The organism is Streptomyces sp. NPDC059080 (assembly GCF_042739975.1).
Taxonomy (GTDB): domain Bacteria; phylum Actinomycetota; class Actinomycetes; order Streptomycetales; family Streptomycetaceae; genus Streptomyces; species Streptomyces benahoarensis.
On record NZ_JBHYGX010000010.1, the window covers coordinates 1 to 15209 of the forward strand.

14 protein-coding genes are annotated in these 15209 nt (G+C 72.5%); 11 read left to right on the plus strand and 3 right to left on the minus strand.

Annotation, left to right across the window (positions count from 1 at the left end):
• Positions 1-279: 279 nt before the first annotated feature.
• The 4 genes from mshA (at position 280) to ACFWWQ_RS10610 (ending at position 5546) form a co-directional block, all read left to right on the plus strand.
• Entirely contained in the window at positions 280-1692 is a 1413-nt protein-coding gene (mshA, locus tag ACFWWQ_RS10595) for a D-inositol-3-phosphate glycosyltransferase (RefSeq protein WP_384593360.1), read from the plus strand.
• Positions 1685-2230: a YbjN domain-containing protein gene (locus ACFWWQ_RS10600; protein ID WP_384593363.1), complete on the plus strand. Its 546-nt coding sequence runs from the start codon at positions 1685-1687 to the stop codon at positions 2228-2230. The genes mshA and ACFWWQ_RS10600 overlap by 8 nt, the downstream gene beginning before the upstream one ends.
• A gap of 648 nt (positions 2231-2878) precedes the next feature.
• Positions 2879-4615 carry a glycoside hydrolase family 55 protein gene (locus tag ACFWWQ_RS10605; RefSeq protein WP_384593367.1) on the plus strand — a complete coding sequence of 579 codons (1737 nt, stop codon included), beginning with the start codon at positions 2879-2881 and terminating at the stop codon, positions 4613-4615.
• Positions 4616-4787: 172 nt separating this feature from the next.
• Complete coding sequence (locus ACFWWQ_RS10610; RefSeq protein WP_384593370.1) at positions 4788-5546, plus strand: phosphoglyceromutase; 759 nt, start codon at positions 4788-4790, stop codon at positions 5544-5546.
• A gap of 141 nt (positions 5547-5687) precedes the next feature.
• Here the strand turns inward: ACFWWQ_RS10610 and ACFWWQ_RS10615 are convergent, their stop codons facing one another.
• Together ACFWWQ_RS10615 and phoU are read right to left on the minus strand one after the other, a co-directional pair.
• On the minus strand, positions 5688-5849 hold the full coding sequence (locus ACFWWQ_RS10615; protein WP_384593373.1) for a hypothetical protein: 162 nt from the start codon (positions 5847-5849) through the stop codon (positions 5688-5690).
• A gap of 178 nt (positions 5850-6027) precedes the next feature.
• Positions 6028-6705 carry a phosphate signaling complex protein PhoU gene (gene phoU / locus ACFWWQ_RS10620; RefSeq protein ID WP_384593376.1) on the minus strand — a complete coding sequence of 226 codons (678 nt, stop codon included), beginning with the start codon at positions 6703-6705 and terminating at the stop codon, positions 6028-6030.
• Positions 6706-7319: 614 nt separating this feature from the next.
• Here phoU and ACFWWQ_RS10625 point away from each other — a divergent pair.
• Both ACFWWQ_RS10625 and ACFWWQ_RS10630 read left to right on the plus strand, forming a co-directional pair.
• Complete coding sequence (locus ACFWWQ_RS10625; protein ID WP_384593379.1) at positions 7320-8645, plus strand: sensor histidine kinase; 1326 nt, start codon at positions 7320-7322, stop codon at positions 8643-8645.
• Positions 8642-9322, plus strand: a complete 681-nt coding sequence (locus tag ACFWWQ_RS10630) for a response regulator (protein ID WP_384593382.1) — start codon at positions 8642-8644, stop codon at positions 9320-9322. Before ACFWWQ_RS10625 ends, ACFWWQ_RS10630 begins: the two co-directional genes overlap by 4 nt.
• Positions 9323-9468: 146 nt before the next feature.
• Here the strand turns inward: ACFWWQ_RS10630 and ACFWWQ_RS10635 are convergent, their stop codons facing one another.
• Positions 9469-10143, minus strand: a complete 675-nt coding sequence (locus ACFWWQ_RS10635; RefSeq protein ID WP_384593385.1) for a DUF461 domain-containing protein — start codon at positions 10141-10143, stop codon at positions 9469-9471.
• A 700-nt stretch (positions 10144-10843) separates the two neighbouring features.
• Between ACFWWQ_RS10635 and ACFWWQ_RS10640 the strand changes: the two genes are divergently transcribed.
• The 5 genes from ACFWWQ_RS10640 to cysS all read left to right on the plus strand — a co-directional run bounded on the left by ACFWWQ_RS10640 (position 10844) and on the right by cysS (position 15156).
• Positions 10844-11326: a CarD family transcriptional regulator gene (locus tag ACFWWQ_RS10640; protein WP_003953493.1), complete on the plus strand. Its 483-nt coding sequence runs from the start codon at positions 10844-10846 to the stop codon at positions 11324-11326.
• A 356-nt stretch (positions 11327-11682) separates the two neighbouring features.
• On the plus strand, positions 11683-12426 hold the full coding sequence (gene ispD, locus ACFWWQ_RS10645; protein ID WP_384593388.1) for a 2-C-methyl-D-erythritol 4-phosphate cytidylyltransferase: 744 nt from the start codon (positions 11683-11685) through the stop codon (positions 12424-12426).
• Positions 12419-12952 (plus strand): 2-C-methyl-D-erythritol 2,4-cyclodiphosphate synthase, encoded by a 534-nt coding sequence (gene ispF, locus ACFWWQ_RS10650; protein WP_384593880.1) that lies wholly within the window; start codon positions 12419-12421, stop codon positions 12950-12952. Before ispD ends, ispF begins: the two co-directional genes overlap by 8 nt.
• Before the next feature lie 231 nt (positions 12953-13183).
• On the plus strand, positions 13184-13588 hold the full coding sequence (locus ACFWWQ_RS10655) for a PPOX class F420-dependent oxidoreductase (protein ID WP_384593392.1): 405 nt from the start codon (positions 13184-13186) through the stop codon (positions 13586-13588).
• A gap of 173 nt (positions 13589-13761) precedes the next feature.
• Positions 13762-15156 carry a cysteine--tRNA ligase gene (gene cysS / locus ACFWWQ_RS10660; RefSeq protein ID WP_384593395.1) on the plus strand — a complete coding sequence of 465 codons (1395 nt, stop codon included), beginning with the start codon at positions 13762-13764 and terminating at the stop codon, positions 15154-15156.
• Positions 15157-15209: the final 53 nt, after the last annotated feature.

Here is a 15209-nt window from a genome sequence, read left to right on the forward strand (position 1 = left end):
ACATGCTCAGCCGAAGGCCGCCCGCACGCACGGCAGTTACCAGTCCGAGTGATCAAGTACGAGGACTCGTTCGGGCCCTGAGGTTAAAGATCAAGCTAAGGGCTGTCCAGTAATCCCCTGGGGGCGCGCGATCGTCACGTCCAGTCGGCACCCCGCCGCGTACGGTCACGGTTCGATAACGGTGGGAACTCGGGCGGTCCGGGGGAAATGGATGCCGGACCCGCGTTGTTACACCAGGCCGGAGGCGCGCAGCCCGCCACAGGAGAGAGGTAGCTCGCAGTGAGCCCATATGTGTCCCGGCTCCGCAGCCGTCCCCTCGGCCACCACCCGGGCCCGTCCCGGCTGCGGCTCCCCGGAGCCGCCCGCCGCCCCCGCCGGGTGGCGATGCTCAGCGTCCACACCTCCCCGCTCCACCAGCCCGGCACCGGCGACGCGGGCGGCATGAACGTCTACATCGTCGAGCTCGCCCGGAAGCTCGCCGCGATCAACATCGAGGTGGAGATCTTCACCCGCGCCACCACCGCCACCCTCCCGCCCGCCGTGGAGCTGGCCCCCGGCGTCCTCGTCCGCCACGTCGACGCCGGACCGTACGAAGGGCTCGCCAAGGAGGAGCTGCCCGCCCAGCTGTGCGCCTTCACCCACGGCGTGATGCAGGCATGGGCGGGCCACCGCCCCGGCTACTACGACCTCGTCCACGCCCACTACTGGCTCTCCGGCCACGTGGGCTGGCTCGCCGCCGAACGCTGGGGCGTCCCCCTCGTCCACGCCATGCACACCATGGCCAAGGTCAAGAACGCCTCGCTCGCCGAGGGCGACACCCCCGAGCCCGCCGCCCGCGTCATCGGCGAGACCCAGATCGTCCGCGCCGCCGACCGGCTCATAGCCAACACCGCCGAGGAGGGCGACGAGCTGGTCCGCCACTACGACGCCGACCCCGGCCGGGTCGCCGTCGTCCACCCCGGCGTCAACCTCGACCGCTTCCGCCCCACCGGCCCCGGCGCCACCCCCGTCACGCTGACCGGCCCCGGCGCCGGTGCCTCCGTCGCCGCCAGCCGCGCCGCCGCCCGTGACCGCCTCGGCCTGCCGCAGGACGCCCTCATCCCCCTCTTCGCCGGGCGGATACAGCCCCTGAAGGCCCCCGATGTGCTGCTCCGCGCCGTCGCCGTCCTCCTGGAGGAGCGGCCGGAGCTGCGCTCCCGGCTCGTCGTCCCGGTGGTCGGCGGCCCCAGTGGCAGCGGTCTGGCCAAGCCCGAAGAGCTCCAGAAACTCGCCGCCCTGCTCGGCATCGCCGACGTCGTCCGCTTCCGCCCGCCGGTCGGCCAGCAGCAGCTCGCCGACTGGTACCGCGCCGCGTCCGTGCTGGTCATGCCCTCGTACAGCGAATCCTTCGGGCTCGTCGCCATCGAGGCGCAGGCGTGCGGTACGCCGGTGATCGCGGCCGAGGTCGGCGGTCTGCCGGTGGCCGTCCGCGACGGCGTCACCGGCCATCTCGTCCCCGGCCACGACCCGGCCGACTACGCCCGCGCCCTGGCCCGCTTCGTCGCCGCCCCGGCACTGCCCGCCACGATGGGCGCGGAGGCCGCCCGGCACGCCCAGTCCTTCGGCTGGGACACGGCGGCCGCCGCCACCGGCGACGTCTACACCGCCGCCCTCCAGGAGAGGCGCCGTCACCTACGATCACCCCATGGCTGACGAGGTGGCTGACGTGAAGGACGGGCGGACGGACCAGGGCGCCGGAGCGGCCGCCGCCGCGGCGATCGAGCGCACGCTCGGCGACGCCGGACTGGAGTGGGAGTCACCCGCCCCCGGCCGCTACGTCGTGACCCTGCCCGGCACCCGCAAGCTCTCCACCACCTGCTCCCTCGTCGTCGGCCGCCACTCCCTCTCCGTCAACGCCTTCGTCGTACGGCACCCCGACGAGAACCACGAGGCCGTCCACCGCTGGCTGCTGGAGCGCAACACCCGCCTCTACGGCATGAGTTACGCGATCGACCGGCTCGGCGACATCTACCTCGTCGGCAAGTTCCCCCTCGCCGCCGTCACCGAGGAGGAGCTGGACCGCATCCTCGGCACCGTCCTGGAGAACGCCGACGGCAGCTTCAACACGCTGCTGGAGATGGGCTTCGCGACGGCGATCCGGAAGGAGTACGCGTGGCGGGTGGCCCGGGGGGAGTCGACGCGGAACCTTGAGGCGTTCTCGCATCTGACCCGGGGAGTGGGGGAGGAGTGAGGCCGGGGAGGGGCAGGCCCCCTCCCCGGCCTCACTCCTCCACCCCGCCTCCCCCCGAGCCCGTCGGCCGGGGCCGGTGCCGGCCGTCGACGTCAAGCCTCCACCCGAGCGCCCCCACCTGCTTCATCGACCCCGTCGAACGCGCCGTGGCCACCGGCCCGTTGGGCCTGTGGTGTCCGCCCGATCCACCCGCCCCGCCCGTCCCCCACGCCACCCCCACGATCAGGCTGACCGCCATCACGGAGGCGGCCACCGTCGCCGCCCGCCGGATCACCCGTTGCTCCGCCGCATCCATCCGTACCGCTCCCTCCGCCTCCGTGCACGGCCGTTCCGGCGCCCGTGCCGCACCTCGCCGCATCGCGCGCGAGGCCCCGTCCGGTGCGGCACCCCGCCTTCCCTACGGATTCCACCGGGCGACCGCCGCACTGCCAGCGGACCCCGTGTTCAGCATCGTGGACCCGCCGGGCCCGGCGCGAGGGGGCTGACACCCGTATCCGCGGTGCGGCCACCCCGACAGCGCGCCGCCGGACCCGAACGCCACGGCTCTCCGGCCCGGGCCCTCTTCCGCCCGTCCGCGACCCGTGGCATCCTCACGCCGTCTGCTACCTGAACAACGGTCACATACGTATACATGGGAGGTCGGGGCGGATGGAGACCACCAGGAGAGGGCTGCTCGGCAGCGCGATCGGCGTCGCCGCGGCGGCGGCCCTGCCGTCCGGCACCGCGAGCGCCGCGCCCTGGACCGGCACCGCCCCCGGCAGGCCACCGTCTCCGGGGGAGCCGTCCCCGGGTGAGCCGGTCCAGGCGCATACCCGGGGCCGCACGGCCGCTCTCTGGCGGGAGTTCACCCGTACCCCCTTCACCCACCCGCAGATCCCCTACGTGGGACGAGCCGGGTACCGCGGCGGCGCGGATCTGCCCCGGCGTCCCGTAGTGGCCGACGTCGTCCGGGATTACGGTGCCCGGCCCGACGGTTCCGCCGACGCCGCCCCCGCCCTCAACCGCGCGCTACGGGACGCCGGGCGGCGCGGCGGCGGCACCGTGTACGTCCCGCCGGGCACGTACCGCATCGACGGCATCGTCCGGATCGGGCACGACCACGTCGTCCTGCGCGGCGCGGGCAGCGGCCGCACCACGCTGCACGCCACCCGCAGCCTCACCGACCTCATCGGCCCGTACGGCAGCCGGTACGGCGGCGACAAGTCCAGCTGGTCCTGGGCGGGCGGCCTCATCTGGCTCTGCCCGCAGGCCCGTTGGGAGTCGCTGACCGACGCGATCAAGGCCCGGGACTGGCCGTTCGAGGGCTGGACCGGCAACCGCCGCGACGCCTGGCGCACGCTCACCGCCGTCCGCCCCGCCCGCCGTGGTGACCGCACCATCACCGTCGCCGACACCACCGCGCTGCGCCCCGGCGCCCGCGTCCTCCTCCAGCTCTCCGACGACGCCGACCACACCCTGCTGCGCCATATGAGCGGCGACATTCCGGGCGCCGACGCGTACTCCTGGGACGACAAGACCAAGCTCACCTCGTACGTCCCCTACGAGTGGCCCTGCCGGGTCACCGCCGTCGAACCCCGACACCGCCGCATCACCCTCGACCGTCCGCTGCCGCTCGACGCCCGCCCCGCCTTCCACCCCCGCCTCACCACCCACATCACGCCGCTGACCGGCGCCGGAGTCGAGGCGCTCACCCTGGAGATGACCGAGACGCCGCAGTCCCCGCACCTCCTCGACAAGGGCTACAACGGCGTCGCCCTCCAGTGCGCCTGGGACTGCTGGGTCGACGACGTCCACGTCCGCCACGCCGACAACGGCTTCCTGCTCGTCGCCGCCAAGGCGTGCACACTGCGCCGCACCCGCGTCTCCGGGCGCGGCAGCCACCACCCGTACTGCTGTCGCGAGGGCTCGCACGACAACCTCGTCGAGGACTTCACCCTCGACCGCCGTACCGTCCCGGCGCCGCCCGGCACCCAGCTGCACGGCATCAACGTCGAGGGGCTGTCCAGCCACAACGTCTGGTCACGGGGCCGGATGGCGATGGGCACTTTCGACACCCACCGCGGGCTGCCGTTCGCCAACGTCCGTACGGACATCACCGTCACCAACGACGGCGCCCACGGCGGCGACGGCAGCGCCGGGCCGCTCTACGGTGCCCGCTTCACCCACTGGAACATCACCGTCACCAACCACCGTGCCGGTTGCGTACGGCTCGACGACATCGCCCCGTACAGCGCGACCGTCGCGATCGGCGAGGTCCGCCCGTTCGGCCAGATCGACACCCCCGACTTCACCGGACCGCTGCGCACCCGCGCCGAGCTGTACGGACACCCGGGCGCGGTCTTCCCGCCCAACCTTCACGACGCGCAGCGTGCGCTGCGGCTGTGAGCCGCCGAAGTCCGGCACCCGCCGCAGCAGCAACACGTAGCACGCACCGGCCACGGCCGCCCGGCCCCGCCGCCCACCTGCGGCTTCGGCCCGACGACGGCCCCGGGCGCCGCTCCCCGCCCGGCCCGGCCTCGGGGCGGTCCCCGGTCGGGCGTCGATTAGGCTCGAAGGCATGGCCGACGCACCGTACAAGCTGATCCTCCTCCGCCACGGCGAGAGCGAGTGGAACGCGAAGAACCTGTTCACCGGCTGGGTGGACGTCAATCTCAACGAGAAGGGCGAGAAGGAGGCGGCCCGCGGCGGAGAGCTGCTGAAGGACGCCGGCCTGCTCCCCGACATCGTGCACACCTCCCTCCAGAAGCGCGCCATCCGCACCGCGCAGCTGGCCCTGGAGGCCGCCGACCGCCACTGGATCCCCGTCCACCGCAGCTGGCGCCTGAACGAGCGCCACTACGGCGCGCTCCAGGGCAAGGACAAGGCGCAGACCCTCGCCGAGTTCGGCGAGGAGCAGTTCATGAAGTGGCGCCGGTCCTACGACACCCCGCCGCCGGCCCTCGCCCGCGACGCCGAGTACTCCCAGTTCGAGGACGCGCGCTACGCCGCCCTCCCGCCGGAGCTGCGCCCGCAGACCGAGTGCCTCAAGGACGTCGTCGTCCGCATGCTCCCGTACTGGTTCGACGGCATCGTCCCCGACCTGCTGACCGGAAAGACGGTCCTGGTCGCGGCCCACGGCAACAGCCTCCGCGCCCTGGTCAAGCACCTGGACGGCATCTCCGACGCCGACATCGCCGGCCTCAACATCCCCACCGGCATCCCGCTCTCCTACGAGCTGGACGCCGACTTCAAGCCCGTCAACCCGGGCGGCACCTACCTCGACCCGGAGGCCGCCAAGGCCGCCATAGAAGCGGTGAAGAACCAGGGGAAGAAGTAGTACCGCTTTTCGGGCCTCTGGCCTGCGGGCCCCCGGCACGAGCGCCGTACGCCACCGCTTACACGCAGGGACCCAGCACAAAGCCCCGCGCGCCGGAAAGGCGCGCGGGGCCGTCGTGCCTGAGGGGCGGCTGCCCGAATGTCAGCCGCAGGATCCGCCGCACTGGCAGGGTGCGCCGCCCTGGCAGCCGCAGCTGCATCCGGCGCCGCAGCCGCATGCGCCGAGCAGTGGCAAACGGGGCCGTTCGCCGGGGATCTGTTCGGTGCGGGCCGTCTTGTCGTGGTTCTCCGTGCTGCGTGCCATGACTTGCCTCCTCTGGATCACCTGCCGCCATTCCAAGCCCGCGCACAGCGGCGCGTCAACGGCGCGCAGAGGCACACGGCCCCGGCGCACGCCACCGGCATCCGCCTCCGGCCGACCGGCGCCCGCGCACCGGCCGACCCTCCTCCGGGCCCGACCCCCTACGCCGTGAGCGGCCGGATCACGCGCCCTCGACCGCCGTCGGCGGGGCGATCTCGTCGGCGTGCTCACCGGTCACCAGATAGACGACCCGCTTCGCCACCGAGACCGCGTGGTCGGCGAACCGCTCGTAGTAGCGGCCCAGCAGGGTCACGTCCACGGCCGTCTCGATGCCGTGCTTCCAGCGGTCGTCCATCAGGTGCTGGAAGAGCGCGCGGTGCAGCCGGTCCATCGCGTCGTCGTCCTGCTCCAGCTGGAGCGCCAGATCGACGTCCTTGGTGATGATGACCTCGCCCGCCTTCGCCATCAGGCGCTGCGCCAGCTGCCCCATCTCCAGGATGGTGGCGTGCAGATCACGCGGTACGGCCGTCGCCGGGAAGCGCAGCCGGGCCAGCTTGGCGACGTGCTGGGCGAGGTCGCCGGAGCGCTCCAGGTCGGCGCTCATCCGCAGCGAGGTGACGACGATCCGCAGATCGGTGGCGACCGGCTGCTGTCGGGCGAGCAGGGTGATCGCCCGGGCCTCCAGATCGCGCTGGAGATCGTCGACCTTCTCATCGGCGGCGATCACGCTCTCGGCCAGCTTCAGGTCCGCGTCCAGGATCGCCGTGGTGGCGCGCCCGATCGCGGAGCCGACGAGGCGTGCCATCTCGACCAGGCCCTCGCCGATCGAATCCAGCTCCTCGTGGTACGCGTCCCGCATCTGTGACCTTCTCTCGCATCGACTGGTGACGTGGGCGAACGGGGCGCGGACGGTGCGCACACACGTTCCGCTCCCACGCTCCCACGGACGGTGTGCGTACGGACCGGACTCCGCGAAGAGCCCGTCGGCCGCCCGGGGCCCGGGGAAGGGGCCCCGGACGGACCGGACCGGCCCCGGAGGATCGTCCGGGCGCAGGATCCGGAGCGGTCGCCGGAAGCGATCGCTCCGGCGGACCGCACCGCCGCTGCGGGACCGTTTCGTGCCCGCATCCGCACGGCCTCACAGTGCGCGGGCATCACGACGAGCGGTGCCACCGGGGGTGAAGCAGGGGCGGCCTCAAGGTGAACTCTGGGCGACGTGGCCACGGCCGGTGCGGCGCGCGGACCGGCCCTCCGGGCGCGGCGCACGCCCGGAACAGAGCACTTCCGGGGGAGCGTACGGAGCCGTCCGGCGCTGCCGAAGCGTCCGGAACGGCCGGGATTCGCCCTGAACGGCCGATCTCCGGCCGCCGGAATGAACCACCCCTGACGCCATGGTGAACTCTGGGCGACGGGTGTTCGAGCAGACACTCGGAAGGCTGGGGAAGTGTCGGACCTGCCGCATAACCTGGAGTCATGAACGTGGACGCGGCCTTCGCCGCAGTGGCAGCGATCGCCGGTCTGGGGACCGGCGTCTTCGCCATGCTGGCGTTCCGCTGGAGCGAGCGGGACCAGGTCAAACCCACCCGCACCTCCCTGCACACCGACGCGGTCCTGCCGCCCGGCGTCGACACCGTCCTCTCCGTTCTCCGCTCCTCCGCCGTCGTGCTCGACGAGTCCGGCGCCGTCGTCAAGGCCAGCTCCGCCGCGTACGCCCTCGGGCTGGTCCGCGGCGGGAAGCTCGCCGTCGAGCCGATGATGCAGATGACCCGCGACACCCGCCGCGACGGCGAGATACGCCAGGTCGAGCTGGACCTGCCACGCCGCGGCACCGGCCGCGGCGACACCCTCGCGGTCTCCGCCCGGGTCGCCCCGCTCGGTTCCCGGCTGGTGCTCCTCCTCGTCGAGGACCTCACCGAGGCCCGCCGCATCGAGGCGGTCCGCCGCGACTTCGTCGCCAACGTCAGCCATGAGCTGAAGACCCCGGTCGGCGCGCTCTCCCTGCTGTCCGAGGCGGTGATGGACGCCAGCGACGACCCCGAGGCCGTCACCCGCTTCGCCGGCCGGATGCAGAACGAGGCCACCCGCCTCACCAACCTCGTCCAGGAGCTGATCGACCTCTCCCGGGTCCAGAACGACGACCCGCTGGAGGACGCCGAGCCGGTGCCGGTCAAGGAGCTGGTCGCCGAGGCGATGGACCGCTGCCGTCAGCCGGCCGGTACGAAGCAGATCACCATGGCCTCCAACATGGGCGTGCCCTCCGGCGCCACCGCGGAGAGCGAGAGCGGCCGGCGCCCGCTGCCCGTTCCCGACCTGAACGTCTGGGGCAACCGCGGCCAGCTCGCCGCGGCCCTCGGCAACCTCGTCGAGAACGCCGTCAACTACTCCCCGGCGCACACCCGCGTCGGGATCGCCGCCCGCCGGGTGTCCGCGCCCGGCGGCGACGTGATCGAGATCGCCGTGACCGACCAGGGCATCGGCATCTCCGAGAAGGACCGGGACCGCGTCTTCGAGCGGTTCTACCGCGTGGACCCGGCGCGCTCGCGCGCCACCGGCGGGACCGGCCTCGGCCTCGCCATCGTCAAGCACGTGGCCGCCTCCCACGGGGGAGAGGTCACCGTGTGGAGCGCTGAGGGACAGGGCTCCACCTTCACCCTGCGTCTCCCGGAAGCCGGTGCCGTACGCGACCGCGAACGGCCCGCCGACCGCACAGCTGCGGAGGGCCTCGACGAAGAGGACCGCCCGTACGAGACCTTCAACGATCCACTTCCTGCTCACCCCGCCCCGGAGGTCCTTCCGTGACCCGAGTGCTCGTCGTCGAGGACGAGGAATCGTTCAGCGACGCACTGTCGTACATGCTCCGCAAGGAGGGCTTCGAGGTCGCCATCGCGGCGACGGGCCCCGCCGGCCTGGACGAGTTCGAGCGCAACGGCGCCGACCTGGTCCTGCTCGACCTGATGCTGCCGGGCCTGCCCGGCACCGAGGTCTGCCGCCAGCTGCGGGGCCGCTCCAACGTCCCGGTCATCATGGTGACCGCCAAGGACAGTGAGATCGACAAGGTCGTCGGCCTGGAAATAGGAGCCGACGACTACGTCACCAAGCCGTTCTCCTCGCGCGAGCTGGTCGCCCGGATCCGCGCGGTGCTGCGCCGCCGCGGCGAGCCGGAGGAGGTCGCCCCGCAGGCACTGGAGGCCGGTCCGGTCCGCATGGACGTCGACCGGCACGTCGTGACCGTCGGCGGCGACAAGGTCGACCTGCCGCTCAAGGAGTTCGACCTCCTGGAGATGCTGCTGCGCAACGCCGGACGGGTGCTGACCCGTATGCAGCTCATCGACCGCGTCTGGGGCGCCGACTACGTGGGCGACACCAAGACGCTGGACGTCCACGTCAAGCGGCTCCGGGCCAAGATCGAGCCGGACCCTGGCGCACCCCGCTACCTCGTCACCGTCCGCGGACTGGGCTACAAGTTCGAGCCGTGACCGGCCCCGGGGGGGCGCGCGCGGGGGGCCCGGCGCGCCCGCGGCCGGGGGGGGGGGGCGCGCGCGGGGGGGGCGGGGCCGGGGCGGGGGCGCCACCCACCGCCCGGGGGGCCCGCCCCAGTGGCGTTGCTGCGGAGAGCGGCGGCTCAGTGGCCGGCGTGGGCCGCCTCGCCGTTCCCGGCCGCCTCGCCGTTCCCGGCGGGCTCGCCGGGCTGCCCCGACTTGGTGGGCTTCCCGGACTCCGACGGCTTGCCGCTCTCGGAGGACTGACCGGACGCGGTCGGTGTCACACCGGGCTGCGGGACGATCTCGGGGCCGAAGTCCTTGAAGTAGTTGTTGGCGGGCACGACCAGCGCCGAGATCCGGACCTTGCCGGTGCTGCTGAGGCTGAAGGTCACGGTCTGCGCGTTGCCGTCCTGCACGGCCTCCCGGCCGCTTGCCAGGACCGCCGACGCGTTGCCCTTCCCACCGAGCACCAGGGAGCCATGGGCGGGCACCGTCAGGGGACCCTTGGCGCCCTTCGCCGGGCTGAGCTCGGCGCTCTGGCCGGTGCCGGGGAGGGTGACGGAGTCGAGCTTCTGGTCCTTGGCGCCGTTGTTGAACAGCGTCGCGGTGACCACGGCCGGGCCCTTGGCCTTCAGGTCGGGCTGGGTGATCACATTCGCGTTCTGGACCTTGATGTCACCGACGGCGGTCTCGGCGTTGTCCGGCTTGACCTCCAGCGTCTGGGCGTTGTTCCCGGCGCCGCACGCGGAGAGCGAGGCGATGGAGAGCGTAAGGACGGTGGCGGCGAGGACGCCGCGTCGAAGGCTGCGGCTCACGGCGGCGGCATCTCCTTGGACGAGCTTCGGCGGCCGAACGGCGTCCGGTCGCGGATGGACAGCTGGGCGGCGCAGCGTACGCGTCACGGTCGACGCAGACGTAAAGCCGCCCTAAGGGTGTGTCAGCGCCGCTAGGTTACCGAGCCGTCTTCGCGCCGCCGCACCCGACCCGCCCCCAGCGCGATCACGAGCCGCCCCGACGGGCCGGAAGCGCCCCGCCGGATGTGTCTCCGGCGGGGTGTGACGGCGCATGGTCGGTGACGGGAATATGCACGGAGAGCGTGTTACCGCGTCCGGGCGGCCGGATTCCGCGCCGTTCCCCTGCGAAAGAAGTATTCGCCGGGAAAACCGTCCGCCCACAGAATTGATCACCGGGTCGGCACACCGGAAGGTGATCAATTCCAGAAACCCGTCCGAGAGACCGACGGGGACCGAACGGAGTAGCGAAAGTCGCTCATACGGATAGGTGCAAAACGGTCCTTTCACCCTCTCCGGCCGAGACTTCGGGGCTCGTTGCGGGCGTGTTTCCGCCCGCCGAAGAAACGCCTCTCACCTGCGGATACCCGCATTCCGGCCCCCTGTGCAGCACGGTGCGGCCGCTGTTGTCAAGCCCTGAGATATGCCCTGACCTGCGAAAACGCCATTCAGAACGGTCCGTTCTCGTGTTAGCATGGATAGCCACGGAAGGGGTACCTGTCACATGACGTTCAAGGTTGGCGACACCGTGGTCTATCCCCATCACGGGGCCGCGCTGATCGAGGCCATCGAAACTCGCCAGATCAAAGGCGTGGACAAGACCTACTTGGTGCTGAAGGTCGCCCAGGGTGACCTGACGGTTCGTGTACCGGCGGACAATGCGGAGTTCGTCGGTGTGCGCGATGTGGTCGGCCAGGACGGGCTGGACCGGGTCTTCGAGGTGCTCCGCGCACCGTACGCCGAAGAGCCGACGAACTGGTCCCGTCGTTACAAGGCGAATCTTGAGAAGCTCGCCTCCGGTGACGTGATCAAGGTCGCCGAAGTGGTGCGCGATCTCTGGCGCCGGGAGCGTGAGCGCGGACTGTCCGCCGGTGAGAAGCGCATGCTCGCCAAGGCCCGCCAGATCCTGGTGAGCGAGCTCGCCCTCGCGGAGAACACCAACGAAGACAAGGCCGAGGCCCTGCTCGACGAGGTCCTCGCGTCCTGACGACGCGCAGGCCGCGCCGCAGCGCTCCGTGCGACGACACGGACGGACCGGCGTGGTGAGCGGCGTGGATGACGCGCCGCAGTGAAGAGCACGCAGTGATGCCGCGGTGCCCGATGACGATCCCAGGATCTGTTGCCGGGCGCTGCGGCATATCTGCGCCCGCGCGGCCGGTCCCGGGGCCTTGGCGCCCGCCGGACGGGGAAGTGGTGTGCCGGGCTCGGGCCACTGCCTCGACCACTGTCACGGAAGGGGCGGTTGAGGCGTGGCGCCCGGCACGGTGAGGCCATACCCACGTCGGCCGCGACAACAAACCTGTCTGCCCCAATTCCGGGACCTCCCGGACTCCGGAGCCCTCGATGCCAGATCCCTCCCGTCCGATCCGTACCGCCGCGGTGATCCCCGCGGCCGGTCGCGGCGTCCGCCTCGGACCCGGCGCCCCCAAGGCGCTGCGCACTCTCGGCGGCACCCCGATGCTGGTCCACGCGGTCCGCGCGATGGCCGCGTCCCGCGCCGTCTCCCTTGTCGTCGTGGTCGCCCCGCCGGACGGCGCGCCCGAGGTGCGTGCCCTCCTCGACGAGCACTCCTTCGGCCGCGCCGAGCTGCTGGTGGTGCCCGGCGGTGAGACCCGCCAGGAGTCGGTGCGCCGAGGGCTCGACGCGCTGCCCGACGGCATCGACGTGGTCCTCGTGCACGACGCGGCGCGGCCACTGGTGCCCGTCGACACCGTCGACGCGGTGATCGCCACCGTCCGCTCCGGCGCCCCGGCGGTCGTCCCGGCGCTGCCGCTCGCCGACACCGTCAAGCAGGTCGAACCGCGCCCCCGGGGCGAAGCGGAACCGGTGACCGGCACCCCGGAGCGGGCGCTGCTGCGCGCGGTCCAGACGCCGCAGGGCTTCGACCGGGAGACCCTGCTCATGGCGCACGACACGGTCGTCGAGGGCGAGGGCGCCACCGACGACGCGGGCCTGGTGGAACGGCTCGGGGCCCCGGTCGTCGTCGTCCCCGGCCATGAGGAAGCGTTCAAGGTGACCCGGCCGCTGGACCTCGTCCTGGCCGAGGCCGTACTCGCCCGTAGGAGGGCCACTGATGGGTATGTCTGAGCCGGTCGAGCAGTCCGGGCCGGAGGCGGGGGGCGTCGTGGGGCTGCCCGGGATGCCGCTCGTCGGGATCGGCACCGATGTCCACGCCTTCGAGCGGGGGCGGGAGCTGTGGTGCGCCGGGCTTCTCTGGGAGGGTGCCGAGTACGGCCTCGCCGGGCACAGCGACGGCGATGTGGCCGCGCACGCCGCCTGCGACGCGCTGTTCTCCGCCGCCGGGGTCGGCGACCTCGGCGCGCACTTCGGCACCGACCGTCCCGAGTGGTCCGGCGCCTCCGGCGTGACCCTGCTGGCCGAGGCGGCGCGCATCGTACGGGCCGAAGGGTTCGCCATCGGCAACGTCTCCGTGCAGGTCATCGGCGTACGGCCGAAGATCGGCAAGCGGCGGGACGAGGCGCAGCGGGCGCTGTCCGCCGCCGTCGGGGCGCCGGTCTCGGTGTCCGGCACGACGTCGGACGGCCTCGGCCTCACCGGCCGCGCGGAGGGCCTCGCGGCGGTGGCGACGGCGCTGGTGGTCCGCACGGCGTGAGGCTGCGGGCGGGGGCCGGGCCTCGGCGGAAGCGCCGCGTGGCGGGCCGGGCCCGCCACGCGGCGTGAGCCCGTAGGGGAGGTGCCGGAGGCGGCCCGGCGGCGGGGCGCTCGGCCCCTACGGGGAGCCCCGGGATCTCCCTGACAACGGCGGGAATGACGTTGGGCGGTGGGGAGTTCGGGAAGGAAGGGAGTGTCCGCCACCGGCCCGAGTCCCCAGGAAGGACACCTCGTGACCGCCACCCTTTCCGACACTCTGAAGAAGCTCCTCGACACCCCCGTCGTCGTGACGCTGGCCACGGTCCAGCCGGACGGCAGCCCGCAGCTCTCGCCGGTCTGGGTGCTGCGGGAGGGCGAGGAGCTGCTGATCTCCACGACCCGCGGCCGCCGCAAGACCCGGAACCTCGTACGCGATCCCCGCGCCACCATCCTCGTCCAGCCGCCCGGTGCGCCGTATGTCTACGCCGAGATCCGCGGCACCGCCACCCTCACTGCCGACGACCGGGGCCTGATCGACGAGCTGTCGCGGAGGTACAGCGGCAAGGACTTCGCCGAGTTCGCCCCCGGGGCGGAGGCCGAGGGCGGCGAGCGGGTGGTCATACGGATCACGCCGCGGAAGGCGGTCGACCGCCTCTGACCGCGCGGCCGGTGCAGCGCCTGTGATCGGGGGGCGGAAGCGGGGGAAGAAGACGGCGGCGCGCGGCTCCGGGCGCGTAGCGCGATCCGGAGCGAAACGGGCGAGCGTCACGCTTCGGAAACCGCGGCCCCAGGGGGCGCGGGGCACTCCCTCGTTCCGACTACCCTGGTTCCGTGACGATTCGCCTGTACGACACCAGCGCCCGGCAGATCCGTGACTTCATCCCGCTCGTTCCGGGCTGTGTCTCGATCTACCTGTGTGGCGCGACGGTGCAGGCTGCGCCGCACATCGGCCACATCAGGTCGGGCCTGAACTTCGACATCATGCGCCGCTGGTTCAGCTTCCGTGGCTACGACGTGACGTTCGTCCGCAACGTGACCGACATCGACGACAAGATCATCAAGAAGTCCGCCGAGCAGGGCCGCTCCTGGTGGTCGATCGGGTACGCCAACGAGGTCGCCTTCAACGAGGCGTACGACGCGCTCGGCTGCCTGCGGCCGGCCTACGAGCCGCGGGCCACCGGCCACATCCCCGAGATGATCGAGATGATGCGCGGCCTGATCGAGCGCGGCCACGCCTACGCCGCCGACGGCAATGTCTACTTCGACGTGCGCTCCTTCCCCGGCTACCTGGAGCTGTCCAACCAGGAGCTGGACAGCCTCCGGCAGCCGTCGGGCGAGGGTGAGACCGGCAAGCGTGACGCGCGGGACTTCGCGATGTGGAAGGCGGCCAAGGAGGGCGAACCCAGCTGGGAGACGCCCTGGGGCCGCGGCCGTCCGGGCTGGCACCTGGAGTGCTCCGCGATGGCGCACAAGTACCTGGGCAGCGCCTTCGACATCCACGGTGGCGGCGTCGACCTCGTCTTCCCGCACCACGAGAACGAGATCGCGCAGGCGAAGGCGTTCGGCGACGACTTCGCCGCGTACTGGTCGCACAACGCCTGGGTGACCATGAGCGGCGAGAAGATGTCCAAGTCGCTGGGCAACTCCGTGCTGGTCAGCGAGATGGTCAAGCGCTGGCGCCCGATCGTGCTGCGCTACTACCTGGGCACCCCGCACTATCGCTCGATGATCGAGTACAGCGAGGAGGCGCTGCGCGAGGCCGAGGCGGCGTTCGCGCGCATCGAGGGCTTCGTCCAGCGTGTGGTGGAGAAGGTCGGCAAGACCGTCGAGCCCGCCGCCGAGGTGCCGCTCGCCTTCGCCGAGGCGATGGACGACGATCTGGGCGTCCCGCAGGCGCTGGCGATCGTGCACACCACCGTCCGGCAGGGCAACTCCGCGCTGACCGCCGACGACAAGGAGGCGGCGGTCGCCCGTCTCGCGGAGCTGCGGGCGATGCTCGGCGTGCTCGGTCTCGACCCGCTCGACGAGCGCTGGTCCGGCGGCGCCGAGCGCGGCGAGGACCTGCACGGCGTGGTCGACTCGCTGGTCCGCCTCGTGCTCGACCAGCGGCAGGCCGCCCGGTCGCGGAAGGACTACGCCACCGCCGACGCCATCCGCGACCAGCTCCAGCAGTCCGGTCTCGCCATCGAGGACACCCCGTCGGGTCCGCGCTGGTCGCTGTCGTGACCGCCCCGGGGCACCGCACCGCCGCGCTGCCCTGACCTCGTCGCGCGCCACGG

Excerpts from the sequence above, each read along its gene's own strand:
- ispD (WP_384593388.1), top strand. The coding sequence starts at position 11,683 with ATGCCAGATCCCTCCCGTCCGATCCGTACCGCCGCGGTGATCCCCGCG.
- ACFWWQ_RS10600 (WP_384593363.1), top strand. The coding sequence starts at position 1,685 with ATGGCTGACGAGGTGGCTGACGTGAAGGACGGGCGGACGGACCAGGGC.
- ACFWWQ_RS10605 (WP_384593367.1), top strand. The coding sequence starts at position 2,879 with ATGGAGACCACCAGGAGAGGGCTGCTCGGCAGCGCGATCGGCGTCGCC.
- ACFWWQ_RS10615 (WP_384593373.1), bottom strand. The coding sequence starts at position 5,849 with ATGGCACGCAGCACGGAGAACCACGACAAGACGGCCCGCACCGAACAG.
- ispF (WP_384593880.1), top strand. The coding sequence starts at position 12,419 with ATGTCTGAGCCGGTCGAGCAGTCCGGGCCGGAGGCGGGGGGCGTCGTG.
- phoU (WP_384593376.1), bottom strand. The coding sequence starts at position 6,705 with ATGCGGGACGCGTACCACGAGGAGCTGGATTCGATCGGCGAGGGCCTG.
- ACFWWQ_RS10625 (WP_384593379.1), top strand. The coding sequence starts at position 7,320 with ATGAACGTGGACGCGGCCTTCGCCGCAGTGGCAGCGATCGCCGGTCTG.
- ACFWWQ_RS10640 (WP_003953493.1), top strand. The coding sequence starts at position 10,844 with ATGACGTTCAAGGTTGGCGACACCGTGGTCTATCCCCATCACGGGGCC.
- ACFWWQ_RS10610 (WP_384593370.1), top strand. The coding sequence starts at position 4,788 with ATGGCCGACGCACCGTACAAGCTGATCCTCCTCCGCCACGGCGAGAGC.